Origin of the sequence: Rhizobium rosettiformans, from assembly GCF_016806065.1 — a bacterium.
Classification (GTDB): Bacteria; Pseudomonadota; Alphaproteobacteria; order Rhizobiales; family Rhizobiaceae; genus Allorhizobium.
Genome location: NZ_CP032405.1, coordinates 966,676 through 986,142, shown reverse-complemented (window position 1 = coordinate 986,142; position 19,467 = coordinate 966,676). Strand labels below are relative to the sequence as shown.

Sequence of the window (19,467 nt, the reverse complement as noted above, 5' to 3'; positions counted from 1 at the left end):
CCGATATCTCGTCAATTTGACGCAGTTTCGGACAAAAAAAGCCCCAAGGCCTTGCTCTCAAGGAGCAAACCGTTAATACGCGTGTTGCGAGTCTAGACCTGCTATGCTAGACGAACCGCGAAATTCGGAAAACGCAAGTGCAACATGCTTGTGTTTTTGGGGAAAAACAAAACGATATCAGGAGCTTGAGAGGCCTCGATAGAGGTGTCCGGCGCCCTGGATCAAGATCAGGGAATTTTTTGCCCGTGGCAGACGCATCCCAAGTGATTTCAGGCGTGGCGGAGCGTTACGCATCGTCGCTTTTCGAGCTTGCGCTCGAAGCCGGCGTGCTTGACGCCGTCGCCGCCGATCTCAACCGTTTCCAGGCGATGATCGACGAAAGCGCCGATCTGAAGCGCCTGGTACAGTCGCCCGTCTTCACGGCCGAAGACCAGGTCAAGGCTATCAGCGTCATCGGCGAAAAGGCCGGTTTCAGCGCGCTGGTGTTGAACTTCCTGAAGGTCGTCGCAAGCAATCGTCGCCTGTTTGCCGTTCCCGGCATGGTGGCTGCCTATCGCCAGATCCTCGCCCGTCACAAGGGTGAGATGACGGCTGACGTCACGTCTGCTCATGCCCTTTCGGCCGAGCAGGAAACTGAACTGAAAGCGGCGCTGAAGGGCGTTACCGGCAAGGAAGTTTCGATCTCCGTCACGGTCGACCCGTCCTTGCTCGGCGGCCTGATCGTCAAGATCGGCTCCCGCCAGATCGACACGTCCCTTCGCACCAAACTTTCCACCCTTAAGCTTGCACTGAAAGAGGTTGGCTGATGGATATCCGCGCCGCGGAAATTTCCGCAATTCTTAAAGATCAAATCAAGAACTTCGGCAAAGAGGCGGAAGTCTCTGAAGTTGGCCAGGTTCTGTCCGTCGGTGACGGTATCGCCCGCGTCTACGGCCTCGACAACGTTCAGGCCGGCGAAATGGTCGAGTTCCCGGGCGGCATCCGCGGTATGGCGCTCAACCTCGAAGCCGACAACGTCGGTGTGGTTATCTTCGGTGCCGACCGTGGCATCAAGGAAGGCGACATCGTCAAGCGGACCGGCGCCATCGTTGACGTTCCGGTTGGTCCGGAGCTGCTCGGCCGCGTCGTCGACGCGCTCGGCAACCCGATCGACGGCAAGGGCCCGATCAACGCGACCCGCCGTTCGCGCGTCGACGTGAAGGCTCCGGGCATCATCCCGCGCAAGTCGGTTCATGAGCCGATGTCGACCGGCCTCAAGGCCATTGACGCCCTGATCCCGGTCGGCCGTGGCCAGCGCGAGCTCGTCATCGGTGACCGTCAGACCGGTAAGACGGCCATCATTCTGGACGCCTTCCTCAACCAGAAGGCCATCCACGACAACGGTCCTGACGCTGAAAAGCTGTACTGCGTCTACGTCGCTATCGGTCAGAAGCGTTCGACTGTCGCCCAGTTCGTGAAGGTTCTCGAAGAGCGTGGCGCTCTCCAGTACTCGATCATCATCGCTGCTACCGCTTCGGACCCGGCTCCGATGCAGTATCTCGCACCGTTCGCCGGTTGCGCCATGGGCGAATACTTCCGCGACAATGGCCAGCACGCCCTGATCGCTTACGACGACCTGTCCAAGCAGGCTGTTGCTTACCGTCAGATGTCGCTGCTGCTGCGCCGTCCGCCGGGCCGCGAAGCTTACCCGGGCGACGTCTTCTATCTGCACTCCCGTCTGCTCGAGCGCGCCGCCAAGATGGGTGACGCTGCCGGTGCCGGCTCGCTGACCGCTCTGCCGGTCATCGAAACCCAGGGTAACGACGTTTCGGCCTTCATTCCGACCAACGTCATCTCCATCACCGACGGTCAGATCTTCCTTGAAACCGACCTGTTCTATCAGGGCATTCGTCCGGCCGTTAACGTCGGTCTGTCGGTATCGCGCGTCGGTTCTGCCGCGCAGATCAAGGCGATGAAGCAGGTTGCCGGCTCGATCAAGGGTGAACTCGCCCAGTATCGTGAAATGGCCGCCTTCGCCCAGTTCGGTTCCGACCTCGATGCCGCCACCCAGCGCCTGCTGAACCGTGGTGCCCGTCTGACGGAACTCCTGAAGCAGCCGCAGTTCTCGCCGCTGAAGACGGAAGAACAGGTTGCGGTGATCTTTGCTGGCGTGAACGGTTATCTGGACAAGATCCCCGTCAGCGACGTCGGCAAGTTCGAGCAGGGCTTCCTTTCCTACCTTCGTTCGGAAGGCAAGGCGATCCTGGACTCGATCCGCACCGAAAAGGCGATCAGCGACGACACCAAGGGCAAGCTCAAGGCCGCCCTCGACAGCTTCGCGAAGAACTTCGCCTAATTCAGGCTCAAGCCAAGGACGGATAACGGATGCCTTCACTTAAGGATCTGAAAAACCGGATCGCCTCCGTCAAGGCGACGCAGAAGATCACCAAGGCGATGAAGATGGTCGCCGCGGCGAAACTGCGTCGTGCGCAGGAAGCGGCCGAGGCTGCCCGCCCGTACTCGCAGCGCATGGGTGTCGTCCTGGCCAACATCGCGCAAGCCGTGGGTTCGGACGACAGCGCACCCCGCCTGATGACCGGTACTGGCAAGGACGACGTGCATCTGCTCGTCGTCTGCACTGCCGAGCGTGGTCTGTGCGGCGGTTTCAACTCGTCGATCGCCCGTTTCGCCCGTGACCATGCGCGCAAGCTCCTGGCCCAGGGCAAGACGGTGAAGTTCTTCTGCGTCGGCAAGAAGGGTTACGACAGCCTGCGTCGCGAATTCGCGGGCATGATCGTCGAACGAACGGATCTGCGTGAAGTGAAGCGTGTCGGCTTCACCAATGCGGATGCCATCGGTCGCAAGGTCATCGGCATGTTCGATCGCGGCGAATTCGATGTCTGCACGTTGTTCTACTCCGAGTTCAAGTCGGTGATCAGCCAGATCCCGACCGCCCAGCAGATCATCCCGGCCGCCCCGGCCGAGGCTGCTCCGCAGGGTGGCGCATCGGCTCTCTATGAATATGAGCCGGATGCGGCTGGGATCCTCGAGGATCTCATCCCGCGCAACATCTCGGTTCAGATTTTCCGGGCCCTGCTCGAGAACGTCGCGGGTGAAATGGGCGCCAAGATGAGCGCCATGGACAATGCGACACGCAATGCCGGTGAGATGATCAATAAGCTGACGCTTTCGTACAACCGCCAGCGTCAGGCGCAGATCACCAAGGAACTCATTGAAATCATTTCGGGCGCGGAAGCGCTCTGAGGTTAAGGAAAGAGGGTAAGATAAATGGCTAAGGCAGCTACCCCCAAGTCTAAGGCGGTGAAGTCCGCAGCCGGCGCTCTCGGCAAGGTCACGCAGGTCATCGGCGCCGTCGTCGACGTCTCGTTCGAAGGCGAACTGCCCCCGATCCTGAACGCGCTGGAAACCGACAACGGCGGCAACCGCCTCGTTCTCGAAGTTGCGCAGCACCTCGGTGAAAACCAGGTCCGCACGATCGCCATGGACTCGACCGAAGGTCTCGTCCGCGGTCAGCCGGTAACCGACACGGGCGCTCCGATCACCGTTCCGGTTGGTCCGGAAACGCTCGGTCGCATCATGAACGTCATCGGTGATCCGGTTGACGAAGCCGGCCCGCTGGTCACCGAAGGTCGCCGCGCCATCCACCAGGAAGCGCCGTCCTACGTCGAACAGTCGACGGAATCGCAGATCCTCGTCACCGGCATCAAGGTTGTCGACCTGCTCGCTCCTTACGCCAAGGGCGGCAAGATCGGCCTGTTCGGCGGCGCCGGCGTTGGCAAGACCGTTCTGATCATGGAACTGATCAACAACGTTGCGAAGGCACACGGCGGTTACTCGGTGTTCGCTGGCGTGGGTGAACGTACCCGCGAAGGCAACGACCTTTATCACGAAATGATCGAGTCCGGCGTCAACAAGCACGGCGGTGGCGAAGGCTCGAAGGCGGCGCTCGTTTACGGCCAGATGAACGAACCGCCGGGCGCCCGCGCTCGCGTTGCTCTCACCGGTCTGACGATCGCTGAAGACTTCCGCGACAAGGGCCAGGACGTTCTGTTCTTCGTCGACAACATCTTCCGCTTCACCCAGGCAGGTTCCGAAGTGTCGGCTCTGCTCGGCCGTATCCCGTCGGCCGTTGGTTATCAGCCGACGCTCGCCACCGACATGGGCCAGATGCAGGAACGCATCACCACCACGACCAAGGGCTCGATCACCTCGGTTCAGGCCATCTACGTTCCCGCCGACGACTTGACGGACCCGGCTCCGGCCACCTCGTTCGCCCACTTGGACGCAACGACCGTTCTGTCGCGTTCGATCGCCGAAAAGGGTATCTACCCGGCCGTTGACCCGCTCGACTCGACCTCGCGCATGCTCGACCCGATGATCATCGGCGAAGAGCACTACGAAGTCGCCCGTAAGGTTCAGTCGACCCTGCAGCGCTACAAGGCACTTCAGGACATCATCGCGATCCTCGGCATGGACGAACTGTCGGAAGACGACAAGCAGACCGTTGCCCGCGCTCGTAAGATCGAACGCTTCCTGTCGCAGCCGTTCTTCGTTGCCGAAGTCTTCACCGGTTCGCCGGGCAAGCTGGTTGCTCTCGAAGACACGATCAAGGGCTTCAAGGGCCTGGTCAACGGCGACTACGACCACCTGCCCGAAGCTGCCTTCTACATGGTCGGCTCCATCGAGGAAGCCATCGAGAAGGCCAAGCGCCTGGCTGCCGAAGCCGCTTAAGTACAGGGACTGCCGGCACGCGGGATCAACTCGCGTGCCGCCTCATCCTTCATGAGAGAAGTGAACGACCATGGCCGACAATTTCAACTTTGAGCTCGTTTCGCCCGAGCGTCTTCTGCTCTCCGAACTGGTGAGCGAAGTCGTGATTCCGGCAACGGAAGGCGAAATGACCGTCATGGCCAATCATGCGCCGACCATGACGACGATCAAGCCGGGCGTCGTGACTGTGAAGCTCGCTTCCGGTCAGGTCACGAAGTACGTGGTCTTCGGCGGCTTTGCCGACGTTCTGCCGACCGGCTGCACGCTGCTTGCCGAATCGGCCGTCCCGCTGGCCGAAATCGCTCCGGATACGCTGACCAAGCGCATCGACGAGGCCCGCAAGGAACTCGAAGGCGTCGAGCATCACGAGCACCGTACCAAGCTCGAGCAGTATCTTGCCGAGCTGACCAATCTGAACGGCGTTCTCGTCGCTGCCTGATCGGCTTCGGACGACGGACAAGAATTGAAGCCGGACCTTTGGGTCCGGCTTTTTTAATGCCCTTAGGTCAGGCGGAGACGGCGTCTTCGAGGATCATCGCAGCACCCTTTTCCGCAACCATCATGGTCGGGGCGTTGATGTTGCCGGCTGTAATGTTGGGGAATACAGAGGCGTCGACGATGCGGAGACCCGGCACGCCATGCACGCGGAGCCGCGCATCCACCACAGCCTCATGCGGATTGGCACCCATCGCGCAGGTGCCGCAGAGGTGATAGATCGAGCCGCTGTTGAGACGGAAATAGTCGAGCAGCTTGTCATCTGTATCGGCAGCCTTGGATGGCGACACTTCCTCCTCGACCCAGCCTTCCAGCGCCCGCGCGTCCACGATGCGGCGCATCAACCGGCTGCCTTGCAAGACTTCCTCGATATCGCGATCCGTCGACAGGTAGTTTGGTCGAATGAGCGGAGCGTCGGCAGCGTCGGGCGAGGCGATCGAGATCGTGCCCTTGCTGGTCGGGCGGCAGGCATTGAAGGCGATCAGGAAACCGGGATAGGGCTCCGGTGTCAGGCCCGCGCGCGGGTTGTCCGGAATGCGGTAGGAGAGCGGGTTGAAATAGACCTGGATGTTCGGGCGCGTCTCCTCAGGCGATCCGCGGAAGAAGCCCCCGGCCTGATTGACGCTCATGGCGAAGGGGCCGGTACGCTTCAGGAGCCATGTCAGTCCGAAGCGCACCTGGCCAATGAGGCTCGCGAAATCGCCGTTCAGTGTGGGCTCTTTCGAACGGAAGTAGTAGCTGGCGCAGAGATGGTCCTTAAGGTTCTGGCCGACCGCCGGCAGATGTTTGCGGGTCTCGATGCCCTGCGCAAAGAGCATCGATCCATCGCCAAAGCCTGAAAGCTGCATCAGCTTTGGCGTATCGACGGCGCCGGCCGCCAGTATGACCTCGCGGCGCGCGGTGAAAGTTCTCACCCGGCCATGCTGCATGACCTCGATGCCCGACACCCTGCCATCCGTCTCGACCAGCAAACGCCGCGCATGTGCCTCGCGCTCGATTGTCAGGTTCGGTCGTTTGAGCGCCGGGCGCAGATATTCGGCGCTGGAATGCGAACGCTGGCCGCGCCTTGTATTGACGTCGTAGACGCCGGCCCCCTCAAGCGTCTCGCCGTTGAAATCCTCGTTCAGCGGGATGTCGAGCTCGTTACAGGCATCGAGGAAGGCGTCGCTTACCGGATGCGTGGCGCCACGCATCGGTGTCACATGGATCGGGCCGCTTCCGCCATGCCAGCGGCTTTCGCCACGGGCATGGGTTTCCAGCTTCCGGAAGAAGGGAAGCACGTCATCGAAGCCCCAGCCCGGGTTTCCGGCGTCGCGCCAGTCGTCGAAATCTTCGGCTGCGCCACGCACGAAAACCATCGCATTGATCGAGCCGGAGCCGCCCTGCACCTTGCCGCGCGGGGCGTAGATCCGCCGCCCGCCAAGGTTTGCCTCCGGCTCGGTACGGTACATCCAGTTGACCTTGGGATTGTAGTAGCTCTTGGCGTAGCCGACCGGGATCTTGAACCAGAAGGACTTGTCTTCGCCACCCGCCTCGATGAGCAGCACGGAATGACGCCCGCTTTCGCTCAGGCGGCTCGCCACGATGCAGCCTGCCGAGCCTGCACCGACCACGATGAAATCGAAGATCATGGGCGGGATCCTTTAGCCCTTGGCCGGCATGAAGGCCTTCACATCGGCATGCTCCGGCGCCATCTGCAGGTGCAGTCGCTCGCCGGTATAGGGCGTGTGGCGGGCGATGACCTCGTGGTTCAGCTCAATGCCGAGGCCCGGCTCGCGTGACGGGATGAGATAGCCGTCGTCGAAGCTCAGCTTTGTCTTCAGCACCTCGGCGTGGAAGCCGCCAAAATCCATGATCGCCTCATGGATAAGGAAGTTCGGGCAGGTGGCTGCGAGCTGGATCGAAGCGGCTGCCCCGACCGGGCCGTTGTAGAGATGCGGCGCAATCTGCGCATAAAAGGCCTCGGCCATCCCGGCGATCTTCTTCGCCTCCAGCAAGCCGCCGACGCGCGCGACATTCATTTGCAGGATGGACGCAGAGCCGTGCTGCAATACCCTCTGGAATTCATACTTTGTCGTCAGCCGCTCGCCAGTCGAGACAGGGATCGAAGTGGCGCGCGCGACTTCGGCCATCGCTGCTTCCTGGCCGGGCGGTACAGGCTCCTCGAACCAGAGCGGATCGTATTTCTCAAGGCGTTTGGCCAGCCGGATTGCCGAAGAGGGCACCATCTGGCCATGGGTGCCGAAGAGGATGTCGGCGCGGTTGCCGATCGCATCGCGGATCTTGCGGCAAAACTCCTCGCAGCGGTCCATGACCGGCAGCGACAGCTGATGGCCGGAATAGTTGGTGTAGGGGCCGGCCGGATCGAATTTCAGCCCGGTGAAGCCGGCCTCGACCATGCGGATTGCCTCTTCGGCAGCAAGATCCGGATCGTTGTAGTCGTATTCGCCGGCTGAATTCTTCGGATAGAGATAGGTATAGGCGCGCAGCTTGTCGTGGACGGGGCCGCCGAGCAGATCGGCGACCGGTCGCCCGGCTGCCTTGCCGATGATGTCCCAGCAGGCGATTTCGAGACCCGAGATGATCCCGACCATAGTCGGATCGGGCCGCTGGGTGAAGCCGCTCGAATAGGCAGCGCGCCAGAATCGCTCGATCTGGTGCGGATCATGACCTTCGAGATAGCGGGTGAAGACGTCTTCGACGAGGACGGCGATGCCAGAGGGGTGAAAGGCGGTCGAGTAGATTTCACCGACGCCCTTGATGCCACAGGCCGTCTCCAGCTCGACAAAGATCCAGTACATCCCGCCGATATGCGGTGCGGGCGTTGCGACAACGTGTGTCTTGAGCGAAGCGACTTTCATAGATGCCCCCGATGAAGAATTCTTGAGCCGGCTAATCGGCGATCAGTGCTTGAGGATGACAAGGCGGGTCTGGGTGAACTCCAGCATGCCGTGCTTGCCATCATCGCCGCCGAGACCGGAGCGCTTCCAGCCGGCGTGGTAGCCCTGGTAGGGATCGGCCGGAAAGCGGTTGATGTAGAGCTCACCCGCCTCGATCTCGTTCGCCGCCTTCATCACCTTGCGGTAGTTTTCGGTGAAGACGACGGAGGCGAGGCCGAACTGGTGGTCGCTGGCCATGTCCAATGCCTCGTCGAAATCGGTGTAGGGAATGACTGCGAGTACGGGGCCGAAGACTTCTTCCTGGACGATTTCCATGTCCTGGCGGCAGTCGGAGAGCAGGGTCGGCGGATAGAAATAGCCGTCGCCTGCAGGCAGGAATCCGCCCGTCTCGATGACGGCGCCGTCTGCCTTGGCACGTTCCACCATGTGATGAACCCTGAGACGGGCTGCGGCATTGGCCAGCGGTCCCATGCGTGTCGGATCCTCGGCGCGGTCGCCATAATGGCGGCGTTCGAAGGCATCCTTGAGCTTGGCGAGAAGTGGGCCATGCACGGAGGCATGTACGTAAAGACGCTCGACGGAGGTGCAGACCTGGCCGCAATGGGCCGTCTTGGCCGCAAGCACGCTTTTCGTCACCACATCGAGATCGGCATCCGGCTCGACGATGACAGGTGTCTTGCCGCCGAGTTCCAGCGAGGGCTTGGCGATGTTTGCCTTGCAATAGTCGAGAACCACCTGGCCGGCAGCCACGCTTCCGGTCAGCGTGATCATGCCGACTTCGCGGCGGGTGCACATGACTTCTGCCACCTCATGGCTCATGGTCATGATGCTGACGAGACCCGCAGGGAGATCTGCCTCCTGGATCGCTTCGGCAAACACAAATGCGGAGCTCGGTGTGTTGTTGCTGGGCCTGACGACCACGGCATTGCCGGTGATCAGGGCCGGGGCGATCTTGCGCACCAGCGTGTAGATCGGGAAGTTGAAGGGGATCAAGCAGGCGACGACGCCGATCGGTGCCCGCTTCAGCATCAAGGTTTCATCCGGCGTATCGCTCTCGATCACCTCGCCCTCGACGCGGCGCGCCCATTCGGCGTGGTAGCGCATCAGTTCCACGCCGTAACCGGTTTCGGCCACGGCATCCTCGAGGCTCTTGCCGGATTCCTCAGCCAGTGCTGCACCAATCTTCTGCTGGTGGCGCTCCACGGCGTCGGCGAGCCTGCGGAGTGCATTGCCGCGCTCAATGGCGGGCAGACGCCCCCAGGGCTTCTGGGCAATAGCAGCAGCGTCCACCGCCTCGATCACATCAGCCTCTGTCGCCGATGTCACTGACGCAAAGACCCGACCGGTCGCCGGGTTCTTCACCTCGATCGGCTGGCGGGAACCGGTCTCGCGAAAGGATCCGGCGATGAAGTTGTGGAAGGTGGACATGGCAGGCACTCCGACTAAGGTCAGTTCGCCAGCAGTAGGAAGTTGCCCTTCCTGCTTCGCAAGCGACTTATTGTCGGGTCGAGCATTCCAAAAAGGAATGCTTCAAGCGTGCGCTTGTTTGAGCTGTGCAATCGAGCCTTCGGTGATTTCTTGCCGCAGCCAGCATTTGAGCGCTTCGACATGCGGAGACAGCGCCCGGTCGGTGCGTGTCACCAGCCAGTAGGATTCGTGCCCCTCCACTTCCACATCCAGGACCTGGGTGAGTGCGCTCGTCTGCATCAGCGGTGCAACCATAGACCGATCGGCGACGGCGACACCAAGACCATTGCAGGCGGCTTCGATGACGAGATCCAGCAGGTCGAATTCCAATCCGCCTTGCGTGTCGGTCTCTGTGAGGCCCGCTGCATCCAGCCAGCGTTGCCAGGTGAGATACCGCTGGTCGGCAGAGGCCAGCACATGCAGGAAGGTGAAGCGGGAGAGATCGATCGCTTCGCCATCCCGCATCCCTTCCATCAGGTGTGGGGCGCAGACGGCGATATGGCGTTCGGTGAAGAGACGTTCCGAGCGCAGGCTCGGCCATTCGCCGTCGCCGAAACGGATCGCGCAGTCGAGCATGCCGCGTTCGGAGAGATTGTCCTCGACATCCGTGGTGATACTCAGATCGACGTCGGGCAGGAAGGCTCTGAGGCTCATCAGCCGCGGCATCAGCCAGCGCTTGGCAAAGGTCGGCGGCACGTTGATCCGGAGACGGCGGGGATTGCTCTTCTCGCGGATGTTGCGAACCGTCGTCTCCACCGTGTGGAAGGCCTGCTGCAGCGAGGCGAGCAGTTCTGTACCGGACGGCGTCAGTTCCAGGTGATGGTGCCTGCGGATGACAAGGGGTTCGCCGAGCTGTTCCTCGAGATTGCGCACCTGACGGCTGACGGCGCTCTGGGTAAGGTTCAGCAATTCCGCTGCACGCGTGAAGCTGCGGGTCTGACCGACCACCTCAAATACCTTCATCGCGGATAGCGCCGGCAGTCGTCTCATGATCCCTCGTGATGCTCCGATGAGCCTTTGATGATTAAATCAGAGGCCACAGACCTGCGCCATGCAGTTTTGACGCGAATGTGTCATGCTTTCCGGTATAGCTGATTGAAAGTGTCGGGTGACCGATGAGATAAGGAACCAGCATTTTATGCTTTCGGGGGAAACGGCATGAAGGTCGGTATCGTGGGTGCGGGAATGGTCGGCAGCTCGGCGGGTTATGCGCTGGCGCTGATGGGGCTTGCCAGCGAGATCGTGCTCATCGATCGCAATGAGGCACTCGCCATCGCGCAGGCGGAAGACATTGCCCATGCGGTACCGTTCATGTCCTCGACCATCGTGAATGCCGGGCAGTACCGGGATCTTGAGGGCGCGGGTGTGGTCATCCTCTCCGCCGGTGTGAGCCAGAAACCCGGCGAAACACGCCTCGAGCTTCTGGAGCGCAACGCTGCGGTCTTCCGTTCCGTGCTTGCCGAGGTGTTGCCGGTCGCACCGGATGCAATTCTGCTGATCGCCTCCAACCCCGTCGATATCATGACCCAGATCACCACACGACTTTCCGGGCTCGATCCTCGCCGGGTGATCGGCTCCGGGACCATTCTCGACACCGCGCGTTTCCGCAGCCTTGTCGGGCGGCATCTCGGGATTTCCCCGCAATCGGTGCATGCCTATGTGCTCGGCGAACATGGTGACAGCGAGGTTCTCGCCTGGACGAGTGCCCGTGCAGGCTCCGTGCCGCTGTCTTCCTTTGCCGCGCAAGTCGGGTCCCCGCTTACGGCGGAAGTCCGCGCCCAGATCGACGACGGCGTGCGCAACGCGGCCTACAAGATCATCAACGGCAAGGGCTCGACCTATTACGGGATCGGCGCAGGTCTCGCCCGTATCGTCAAGGCGATCGCGCGTGATCAGCGCGATGTGCTGTCCGTTTCCATCACAACCCCGGAGGTGGCTGGCGTTCGTGATGTCGCTCTATCAATTCCGCGCGTGGTCGGTGCCGAAGGTGTCGTCGCCGATCTGTTTCCCGATCTCGACGACGAGGAGTATGCGGCCTTGAACCGCAGTGCGTCGCTTTTGAAGGAACGAGCCGACGCCATTCCTTTATAGGGGGAACTGCCTATATAATGGCGGGATATGCAGGCGCAGAAGCGCCGCGACGATCAGATACTGCGCTCCGATTTCTGGATCACTTGATGGACGAAATGCCGCCACTCACCCCTGAGGCTCTCGATGATTTCCTGCTGAAGGCGCGCGCCGCAAGCGGGCTTTTAAAGGCGCTATCGCACGAGACGCGTCTGTTGATGCTTTGCATGCTCTGCCAGGGCGAGAAGACGGTCACCGAAATCGAACAGTTCCTCGGAATCCAGCAGGCCGTCGTTTCGCAGCAGCTCGCGCGGCTCAGAGGCGACAAGGTTGTCCAGACCCGCCGCGAAGGACGGCAGATCTACTATCGGATCGCCGATCCACAACTCGCCGAACTGATCTCCGTGCTCTACAAGATGTATTGCGGCCCGACACCTGTCACGCTCAGTCAGGCGGCGGCGCTCACCGAGGCGTAAGCCCGATAGGGCATCGAAGGGCGGGGCATGATCGACAAGCTGGAATTCTTCATCGCGCTCGCCCGCCAGCAGCATTTCGGTCGCGCAGCCGAGGAATGCGGTGTGACGCAGCCGACGCTGTCGGCCGGCATCCGACAGCTCGAGGAGCAGCTGGGCGTCATGCTGGTGCAGCGCGGTTCGCGCTTTCTCGGTCTCACCCCGGAAGGCCAGCGGGTGCTCGAATGGGCGCGGCGGATCGTTGGCGATACACGCACCATGCGCGAAGAAATGCGCGCTGCCCGGCGCGGTCTTGCGGGGCATATCCGGCTCGCGGTCATTCCCACCGCGCTTGCCATGGTGCAGAAGCTCACCGAACCCTTCCAGGCCCGGCATCCGGACGTCACTTTTTCCGTCGTGTCGCGCACCTCGCTGCAGGTGTTGAGCCTACTTGAGAATCTCGAGATCGACGCCGGCATCACCTATCTCGACAACGAGCCGCTCGGGCGGGTGACAAGCGTGCCGCTCTATTCCGAGCGCTACCACCTGATCACCGGTGTCGGTACCCCGCTTGCCGATCGCGACAGCGTCACCTGGAGCGAGGTTGCCGATCTCAGGCTCTGTCTTCTGACTGCCGACATGCAGAACCGCCGGATCATAAACCAGCACATGACTGAGGCGGGCGTGTCGCCCATGCCGACACTCGAATCCAATTCGATGATCGTGCTTTTCTCCCATATCCGCACCGGCAAATGGGCCTCGATCATGCCGAGAAACGTGGCTGAATCCTTTGGCTTCGGCGAGGAGATCCGGATGATCCCGATCACTTCCCCGGACGCCGAGCATCTGGTGGGACTGGTCGCCACCCATCGCGAACCCTTCACCCCGCTCGTCTCCGGCCTGTTGCATGAGGCACGCTTGCTGGCGGCCTCGCATGCCTTCGATAGAAATCTTCTATCGAGCGACGGAAGCGCCGTATTGACCTCCTGACATCAGACCCATCATCATCTTCCGATAGACGAACCTGTCAGAGCTCGGCGGGCGAGGAGGATTTCGATGAATATTCGTGTGGCTGCGGACGACGTCTCCGCCCGCATATCGGCCGTGATCGCCGAGTTGCAGCATCTGGAGGGGCCGATGCTGCCGATCCTGCACCGTCTGCAGGAGGAATTCGGCTATATCCCTGAGATCGCAAAGCAGATCATCGCCAGCGCGCTGAACCTGTCGCGCGCCGAGGTGCATGGCGTCATCACCTTCTACCACGACTTCCGCGCCCAGCCGGCCGGACGGCATGTGCTGAAGCTCTGTCGCGCCGAGGCTTGCCAGTCGATGGGCTGCGAGCCTCTTGCGGACAAGATCAAGGCCAAGCTCGGCATCGACTGGCACGAGACGACGGCGGATGGTGCTGTCACCCTCGAACCCGTCTTCTGTCTCGGCCTCTGCGCCCAGGCGCCAGCCGCCATGCTCGATGGTGAGCTGCACGCCCGGCTCGACGAGCACTGTCTTAGCGACATTCTGGCGGAGGTGCGCTCATGAGCGTTACCGTTTTCGTCCCTCGCGATGCCGCAGCGCTTGCCGTCGGTGCCGACAAGGTGGCGGCTGCCATCGAGCACGAAGCCAGGGCGCGCGGCCAGGATGTCAACATCGTCCGCAATGGCTCACGCGGCATGCTGTGGCTAGAAGTGCTGGTCGAGGTCCGCACAGACAAGGGCCGTGTCGCCTATGGTCCAGTCAAGGCTTCGGATGTGCCATCCCTGTTCGATGCCGGTTTCCTTCATGGGGGCGACCATCCGCTCGGCCATGGCCTCACCCACGACATCCCCTTCCTCAAGGGGCAGACGCGGCTGACCTTCGCCCGCTGTGGCGTCACCGATCCACTGTCGCTTGATGACTACCGCCACTATCAGGGCCTCAAGGGTCTCGCCAATGCGATTGCCATGGCGCCGGCCGAGATCGTCAAACAGGTCACCGACAGCGGCTTGCGCGGTCGTGGCGGTGCCGGCTTCCCGACCGGCATCAAGTGGAAGACGGTTGCGGACGCGAAGGCCGACCAGAAATACATCGTCTGTAATGCAGACGAGGGCGACAGCGGCACCTTTGCCGACCGGATGATCATGGAGGGTGATCCCTTCGTGCTGATCGAAGGCATGGCGATTGCCGGCATCGCGGTGGGCGCCACCAAGGGCTATGTCTATACCCGCTCCGAATATCCGCATGCCATCGCCATGATGGAAGAGGCGATCCAGATCGCGCGGCGCGAGGGTATCCTCGGCGCATCCGTCATGGGTTCGGCTTATGCCTTCGACATGGAAGTGCGCATGGGCGCCGGCGCCTATGTCTGCGGCGAAGAGACCTCTCTGCTGAACAGCCTCGAAGGCAAGCGCGGCGTGGTGCGCGCCAAGCCGCCGCTGCCAGCGCTGCAGGGCCTGTTCGGCAAGCCGACCGTCGTCAACAACGTGATGTCGCTTGCCTCGATCCCCGTGATCATGGATCGGGGTGCTGCGTTCTACCGCGATTTCGGCGTTGGTCGTTCGCATGGCACGATCCCGATCCAGCTTGCCGGCAATCTCAAGCATGGCGGCCTCTACGAGACCGCCTTCGGCTTGCCGCTCGGCCAGCTGATCAACGAGATCGGTGGCGGCACGATCTCGGGGCGTCCGGTCAAGGCCGTGCAGGTCGGTGGACCACTCGGTGCCTACTTCCCGCCGTCGCTGTTCGATACGATCTTCGACTACGAGGCGTTTACCGCTGCCGGTGGCCTGATCGGCCATGCCGGCGTCGTGGTCTTCGACGACACGGCTGACATGCTGAAACAGGCGCGTTTCGCCATGGAGTTCTGTGCGGTCGAAAGCTGCGGCAAGTGCACGCCCTGTCGCATCGGCTCCACCCGTGGTGTGGAGACGGTCGACAAGATTGCTCGGGGCATCGAGCCAGAGAAGAACAAGGTGCTGCTGGAGGATCTCTGCAACACCATGAAGTTCGGCTCGCTCTGTGCGCTGGGGGGATTCACGCCGTATCCGGTCGTGAGCGCCATGACGCATTTTCCGGAAGATTTTGTGCCGGCCCCGGTTCGGGAGGCTGCGGAATGAGCGACGGTTGTCTTTCGTCATCCTCGGGCTTGTCCCGAGGATCTACCGACTTTGTCATGCGGGTGACGTTCATTGCTGAACCGGCTCCCGAAGTTCAGACGCAGCAGATCCTCGGGAAAAACCCGAGGATGACGGCGGAAAGGTGAGCGGCATGTCTCTTATCCATGAAATCGACTACGGCACGCCCGCCTCACGCTCCGAGAAGATGGTGACACTCACCATCGACGGCCGAGACATCACGGTTCCCGAGGGCACCTCGATCATGCGCGCCTCGATGGAGGCCGGCATCCAGGTGCCGAAGCTCTGCGCCACCGACATGGTCGATGCCTTCGGTTCCTGCCGTCTCTGTCTGATCGAGGTGGAAGGCCGCAATGGCACGCCCGCCTCCTGCACGACGCCGGTCGCACCCGGGATCGTCGTTCACACCCAGACGGAGCGGTTGAAGGCCATCCGCAAGGGCGTGATGGAGCTCTATATCTCCGACCATCCGCTCGATTGCCTCACCTGTGCGGCCAATGGCGACTGCGAGCTGCAGGACATGGCCGGGGCTGTCGGCCTGCGTGATGTGCGCTACGGCTACGAGGGCGAGAACCACGTCAAGGCGCGCTCCAATGAAGGTGGTATCAATGCCCAGTGGATGCCGAAGGACGAGAGCAATCCCTATTTCACCTACGATCCGTCGAAATGCATCGTCTGTTCGCGTTGCGTCCGCGCCTGCGAAGAGGTGCAGGGCACCTTTGCGCTGACCATCGAGGGCCGTGGCTTTGACAGCCGCGTGTCACCCGGCGCGCATGAAGCCTTCCTCTCGTCGGATTGTGTCTCCTGCGGTGCCTGCGTGCAGGCCTGCCCGACCGCGACGCTGACGGAGAAGTCCGTCATCGCCATTGGTCAGCCGGAGCATTCCGCCGTCACCACCTGCGCCTATTGCGGCGTCGGCTGTTCGTTCAAGGCGGAGATGCGCGGCGAAGAGCTGGTGCGCATGGTGCCGTGGAAGGATGGCCAGGCCAATCGCGGCCATTCCTGCGTCAAGGGCCGCTTCGCCTATGGCTATGCCAGCCACAAGGACCGCATCCTCAACCCGATGATCCGCGAGAAGATCACCGACCCCTGGCGCGAAGTGACCTGGGAAGAGGCCTATGCGCACGTCGCCTCCGAGTTCAAGCGGATCCAGTATCAGTATGGCCGGGAAGCCATCGGCGGCATCACCTCGTCGCGCTGCACGAATGAAGAGACCTATCTGGTCCAGAAGCTGATCCGCGCCGGCTTCGGCAACAACAATGTCGACACCTGCGCCCGCGTCTGCCATTCGCCGACCGGTTACGGCCTAGGCCAGGCTTTCGGCACCTCTGCCGGTACGCAGAATTTCGATTCGGTCGAGCATTCCGATGTCGTGGTCGTCATTGGCGCCAACCCGACCGATGGCCATCCCGTCTTCGGCTCGCGGCTGAAGAAGCGGCTGCGCCAGGGCGCCAAGCTGATCGTGATTGACCCGCGCCGCATCGATCTTGTGCGCACCCCGCATGTGGAAGCGGCCCACCATCTGCCGCTGAAGCCTGGCACCAATGTCGCCGTCTTGACGGCACTGGCCCATGTCATCGTCACCGAAGGCCTGTTCGATGAGCGCTTCATCCGCGAGCGTTGCGACTGGTCGGAGTTTGAGGATTGGGCCGGTTTCGTCTCCGAGCCGCAACATTCGCCGGAGGAAACCGAGAAGTTCACCGGCGTGCCTGCTGCCGAACTCCGTGGTGCCGCCCGCCTGTTTGCCACCGGCGGCAATGGCGCCATCTATTACGGCCTCGGCGTCACGGAACACAGCCAGGGCTCCACCACGGTTATGGCGATCGCCAATCTCGCCATGGTCACCGGCAATATCGGCCGCCCCGGCGTTGGCGTGAATCCGCTGCGCGGCCAGAACAATGTCCAGGGTTCCTGCGACATGGGTTCCTTCCCGCATGAGCTTCCGGGTTACCGCCACGTCTCCGACGATGCGACTCGCGAGACCTTCGAAAAACTCTGGGGTGTCGAGCTCAGCAACGAGCCTGGCCTGCGCATCCCCAACATGCTGGACGCTGCCGTCGATGGCTCCTTCAAGGGGATCTATATCCAGGGCGAGGACATCCTGCAGTCCGATCCCGATACCAAGCATGTCTCGGCGGGACTCGCTGCCATGGAATGCGTCGTGGTCCACGACCTCTTCCTCAACGAGACGGCAAACTACGCGCATGTCTTCCTGCCGGGTTCGACCTTCCTCGAAAAGGACGGGACCTTCACCAATGCCGAGCGCCGTATCAACCGCGTGCGCAAGGTGATGAGCCCGAAGAACGGCTATGCGGATTGGGAAGTGACCCAGAAGCTCGCCCAAGCCATGGGTCTTGCCTGGAACTACACCCATCCGTCGCAGATCATGGACGAGATCGCGGCGACGACCCCGAGCTTTGCCGGCGTCTCCTACGACTATCTGGAAGAGATGGGTTCGGTGCAGTGGCCCTGCAACGAGAAGTTCCCTGTGGGATCGCCGATCATGCATGTCGACGGCTTCGTGCGCGGCAAGGGAAAGTTCATCCGCACCGAATACGTCGCGACGGACGAGCGCACCGGACCGCGTTTCCCGCTGCTGTTGACGACAGGTCGCATCCTTTCCCAGTACAATGTCGGGGCGCAGACGCGGCGTACCGACAATGTCGTCTGGCATGAGGAAGACCGGCTGGAGATCCATCCGCACGATGCAGAACAGCGCGGCGTCAAGGATGGCGACTGGATCAAGCTTGCCAGCCGTTCCGGCGATACGACGCTTCGCGCCTTGATTACCGATCGCGTCGCGCCGGGCGTGGTCTATACGACCTTCCACCATCCGAATACGCAGGCGAATGTCATCACCACCGACTTCTCCGACTGGGCCACCAATTGCCCGGAATACAAGGTGACCGCCGTACAGGTCTCGCCGTCGAACGGCCCTACCGAATGGCAGGAAGAGTATGAAGAACTGTCGCGTCAGTCGCGGCGGATCGTCGGCAAGCTGGAAGCGGCGGAATGAGCGACCTGATCGGCTCCACGGCGCGCATGGTCGGCGGGCTCAAGGCGAGCCGCGGGCTCGTTTCGAGCAGCAGCCGGCTCGTGCCGGAGGAGGTGCCGATTGCTTTTTCCTATGGCGGCACCACCCATGCCGTGATGATGGCGACGCCCGATGATCTCGAAGACTTCGCCGTCGGCTTTTCGCTCGCCGAAGGCATCATCGAGAGTGCCGAGGATGTACTTGCCATCGACCCAATCGAAGTGGGTGAGGGGATCGACGTCCAGGTGACCCTGAAGGAGATGACGGCCGAGGCGCTGGTTGCCAGGCGTCGGCGGATGGCCGGCCCTGTCGGCTGCGGTCTCTGCGGCATCGAGTCGATCGAACAGGCGAGCCGCCCTGTCCGGCCTGTCGGGGCAGAGGGTTTGCGCATCACCGCGCGTGAGATCGCCGACGCCATGGTGCGCCTCGGTGCAGCGCAAGACCTCAACTGCCAGACGCGTGCCGTGCATGGCGCCGGCTTTTATATTCCCGATCAGGGGCTTGTCGCGATTCGCGAGGATGTCGGCCGTCATAATGCGCTCGACAAGCTCGTCGGTGCTGTTGTTATCGGCGGCTGGGGCCCTGCCCAAGGGGCGGTCGTGGTGACGAGTCGTCTGTCCGTCGAGATGGTGCAGAAGACGGCGGCCCTTGGCGCGCCGCTGCTGATTGCCATTTCCGCGCCGACGGCACTTGCCATCCGCACGGCGGCGCAAGCCGGGATCACCTTGATCGGGATCGCGCGTGACGAGGATTTCGAGATTTTCACCCGGCCCGACCGGGTGGCTGAGGGAGTAGCGCTGCATGTCTGAAACCGGCACGGATGCCAAGCTGATCCGCATGGCGAACCAGATCGCCACTTTTTTTCTGTCGCAGCCGGAAGAGGTTCGTGCGGAGGGGGTGGCCACGCATATCAACAAGTTCTGGGAGGTCCGCATGCGTCGGCGTTTCCATGAACTGGTGGCGATCCCCGATGCCGGTTTTCTGCCGCTGGTGATCGAGGCCGCCAGCGGCATCAAACGCCCCGGCGCGCCGGATGCCACCGCCGTCGGCCTTGGGCGGGAGGCCGCCGATGGTGCACCCGGCGGCAAAGGTGTTGCCGCAGGCGAATCGCTATCGGAGCCGAGCATCCCGGAGACTACGCGCTAAGCGAGGTGCCGCCCCCAGTGGGCGATGTC

17 protein-coding genes are annotated in these 19,467 nt (G+C 62.1%); 13 read left to right on the top strand and 4 right to left on the bottom strand.

The annotated features are described in order from the left end of the window. Positions 1 to 239: 239 nt before the first annotated feature. The 5 genes from D4A92_RS04730 to D4A92_RS04710 all read left to right on the top strand — a co-directional run bounded on the left by D4A92_RS04730 (position 240) and on the right by D4A92_RS04710 (position 5,209). The gene (locus tag D4A92_RS04730) at positions 240 to 806 is read left to right on the top strand and encodes a F0F1 ATP synthase subunit delta (protein WP_203018443.1); all 567 of its coding nucleotides are present in this window, start codon (positions 240 to 242) and stop codon (positions 804 to 806) included. Further along, positions 806 to 2,335 (top strand): F0F1 ATP synthase subunit alpha, encoded by a 1,530-nt coding sequence (atpA, locus tag D4A92_RS04725; RefSeq protein WP_203018442.1) that lies wholly within the window; start codon positions 806 to 808, stop codon positions 2,333 to 2,335. The genes D4A92_RS04730 and atpA overlap by 1 nt, the downstream gene beginning before the upstream one ends. Before the next feature lie 29 nt (positions 2,336 to 2,364). After that, a complete protein-coding gene (locus D4A92_RS04720; protein ID WP_203018441.1) occupies positions 2,365 to 3,243 on the top strand; it encodes a F0F1 ATP synthase subunit gamma in 879 nt (292 codons plus the stop codon). Between the two features lie 24 nt (positions 3,244 to 3,267). After that, positions 3,268 to 4,731: a F0F1 ATP synthase subunit beta gene (gene atpD / locus D4A92_RS04715; protein WP_203018440.1), complete on the top strand. Its 1,464-nt coding sequence runs from the start codon at positions 3,268 to 3,270 to the stop codon at positions 4,729 to 4,731. Positions 4,732 to 4,801: 70 nt separating this feature from the next. Further along, positions 4,802 to 5,209, top strand: coding sequence for a F0F1 ATP synthase subunit epsilon (locus tag D4A92_RS04710; RefSeq protein ID WP_006724481.1), 408 nt, complete (start codon positions 4,802 to 4,804; stop codon positions 5,207 to 5,209). Positions 5,210 to 5,276: 67 nt separating this feature from the next. Here D4A92_RS04710 and D4A92_RS04705 read toward each other — a convergent pair whose 3' ends face one another. The 4 genes from D4A92_RS04705 to D4A92_RS04690 all read right to left on the bottom strand — a co-directional run bounded on the left by D4A92_RS04705 (position 5,277) and on the right by D4A92_RS04690 (position 10,622). Beyond that, the gene (locus tag D4A92_RS04705) at positions 5,277 to 6,896 is read right to left on the bottom strand and encodes a GMC family oxidoreductase (protein ID WP_203018439.1); all 1,620 of its coding nucleotides are present in this window, start codon (positions 6,894 to 6,896) and stop codon (positions 5,277 to 5,279) included. Positions 6,897 to 6,908: 12 nt separating this feature from the next. Beyond that, positions 6,909 to 8,126 (bottom strand): mandelate racemase/muconate lactonizing enzyme family protein, encoded by a 1,218-nt coding sequence (locus D4A92_RS04700; RefSeq protein ID WP_203018438.1) that lies wholly within the window; start codon positions 8,124 to 8,126, stop codon positions 6,909 to 6,911. 42 nt (positions 8,127 to 8,168) lie between these two features. Continuing rightward, positions 8,169 to 9,593 carry an aldehyde dehydrogenase gene (gene aldA, locus D4A92_RS04695; RefSeq protein WP_203018437.1) on the bottom strand — a complete coding sequence of 475 codons (1,425 nt, stop codon included), beginning with the start codon at positions 9,591 to 9,593 and terminating at the stop codon, positions 8,169 to 8,171. A gap of 102 nt (positions 9,594 to 9,695) precedes the next feature. After that, a complete protein-coding gene (locus tag D4A92_RS04690) occupies positions 9,696 to 10,622 on the bottom strand; it encodes a LysR substrate-binding domain-containing protein (protein WP_246754028.1) in 927 nt (308 codons plus the stop codon). 168 nt (positions 10,623 to 10,790) lie between these two features. On the opposite strand from D4A92_RS04690, the gene D4A92_RS04685 reads away from it, so the two are divergent. The 8 genes from D4A92_RS04685 (at position 10,791) to D4A92_RS04650 (ending at position 19,438) form a co-directional block, all read left to right on the top strand. After that, positions 10,791 to 11,723, top strand: a complete 933-nt coding sequence (locus tag D4A92_RS04685; RefSeq protein ID WP_203018436.1) for an L-lactate dehydrogenase — start codon at positions 10,791 to 10,793, stop codon at positions 11,721 to 11,723. 86 nt (positions 11,724 to 11,809) lie between these two features. Next, the gene (locus D4A92_RS04680) at positions 11,810 to 12,175 is read left to right on the top strand and encodes an ArsR/SmtB family transcription factor (RefSeq protein ID WP_203018435.1); all 366 of its coding nucleotides are present in this window, start codon (positions 11,810 to 11,812) and stop codon (positions 12,173 to 12,175) included. A gap of 27 nt (positions 12,176 to 12,202) precedes the next feature. Further along, positions 12,203 to 13,141 (top strand): LysR family transcriptional regulator, encoded by a 939-nt coding sequence (locus tag D4A92_RS04675; protein ID WP_203018434.1) that lies wholly within the window; start codon positions 12,203 to 12,205, stop codon positions 13,139 to 13,141. Positions 13,142 to 13,207: 66 nt separating this feature from the next. Beyond that, positions 13,208 to 13,687, top strand: a complete 480-nt coding sequence (locus D4A92_RS04670; protein WP_140829549.1) for a formate dehydrogenase subunit gamma — start codon at positions 13,208 to 13,210, stop codon at positions 13,685 to 13,687. Further along, positions 13,684 to 15,240, top strand: coding sequence for a formate dehydrogenase beta subunit (locus D4A92_RS04665; protein WP_203018433.1), 1,557 nt, complete (start codon positions 13,684 to 13,686; stop codon positions 15,238 to 15,240). Before D4A92_RS04670 ends, D4A92_RS04665 begins: the two co-directional genes overlap by 4 nt. A gap of 151 nt (positions 15,241 to 15,391) precedes the next feature. Continuing rightward, a complete protein-coding gene (gene fdhF, locus D4A92_RS04660; protein ID WP_203018431.1) occupies positions 15,392 to 18,274 on the top strand; it encodes a formate dehydrogenase subunit alpha in 2,883 nt (960 codons plus the stop codon). Further along, positions 18,271 to 19,101: a formate dehydrogenase accessory sulfurtransferase FdhD gene (gene fdhD, locus D4A92_RS04655; protein ID WP_203018429.1), complete on the top strand. Its 831-nt coding sequence runs from the start codon at positions 18,271 to 18,273 to the stop codon at positions 19,099 to 19,101. The genes fdhF and fdhD overlap by 4 nt, the downstream gene beginning before the upstream one ends. Next, complete coding sequence (locus D4A92_RS04650; protein WP_203018427.1) at positions 19,094 to 19,438, top strand: formate dehydrogenase subunit delta; 345 nt, start codon at positions 19,094 to 19,096, stop codon at positions 19,436 to 19,438. The genes fdhD and D4A92_RS04650 overlap by 8 nt, the downstream gene beginning before the upstream one ends. Positions 19,439 to 19,467 lie beyond the last annotated feature (29 nt).

Bases quoted from the DNA above. Each gene is read 5' to 3' on its own strand.
- atpA (WP_203018442.1), top strand. From the start codon at position 806: ATGGATATCCGCGCCGCGGAAATTTCCGCAATTCTTAAAGATCAAATC.
- D4A92_RS04720 (WP_203018441.1), top strand. From the start codon at position 2,365: ATGCCTTCACTTAAGGATCTGAAAAACCGGATCGCCTCCGTCAAGGCG.
- atpD (WP_203018440.1), top strand. From the start codon at position 3,268: ATGGCTAAGGCAGCTACCCCCAAGTCTAAGGCGGTGAAGTCCGCAGCC.
- D4A92_RS04710 (WP_006724481.1), top strand. From the start codon at position 4,802: ATGGCCGACAATTTCAACTTTGAGCTCGTTTCGCCCGAGCGTCTTCTG.
- D4A92_RS04705 (WP_203018439.1), bottom strand. From the start codon at position 6,896: ATGATCTTCGATTTCATCGTGGTCGGTGCAGGCTCGGCAGGCTGCATC.
- D4A92_RS04700 (WP_203018438.1), bottom strand. From the start codon at position 8,126: ATGAAAGTCGCTTCGCTCAAGACACACGTTGTCGCAACGCCCGCACCG.
- aldA (WP_203018437.1), bottom strand. From the start codon at position 9,593: ATGTCCACCTTCCACAACTTCATCGCCGGATCCTTTCGCGAGACCGGT.
- D4A92_RS04690 (WP_246754028.1), bottom strand. From the start codon at position 10,622: ATGAGACGACTGCCGGCGCTATCCGCGATGAAGGTATTTGAGGTGGTC.
- D4A92_RS04685 (WP_203018436.1), top strand. From the start codon at position 10,791: ATGAAGGTCGGTATCGTGGGTGCGGGAATGGTCGGCAGCTCGGCGGGT.
- D4A92_RS04680 (WP_203018435.1), top strand. From the start codon at position 11,810: ATGGACGAAATGCCGCCACTCACCCCTGAGGCTCTCGATGATTTCCTG.
- D4A92_RS04675 (WP_203018434.1), top strand. From the start codon at position 12,203: ATGATCGACAAGCTGGAATTCTTCATCGCGCTCGCCCGCCAGCAGCAT.
- D4A92_RS04670 (WP_140829549.1), top strand. From the start codon at position 13,208: ATGAATATTCGTGTGGCTGCGGACGACGTCTCCGCCCGCATATCGGCC.
- D4A92_RS04665 (WP_203018433.1), top strand. From the start codon at position 13,684: ATGAGCGTTACCGTTTTCGTCCCTCGCGATGCCGCAGCGCTTGCCGTC.
- fdhF (WP_203018431.1), top strand. From the start codon at position 15,392: ATGTCTCTTATCCATGAAATCGACTACGGCACGCCCGCCTCACGCTCC.
- fdhD (WP_203018429.1), top strand. From the start codon at position 18,271: ATGAGCGACCTGATCGGCTCCACGGCGCGCATGGTCGGCGGGCTCAAG.
- D4A92_RS04650 (WP_203018427.1), top strand. From the start codon at position 19,094: ATGTCTGAAACCGGCACGGATGCCAAGCTGATCCGCATGGCGAACCAG.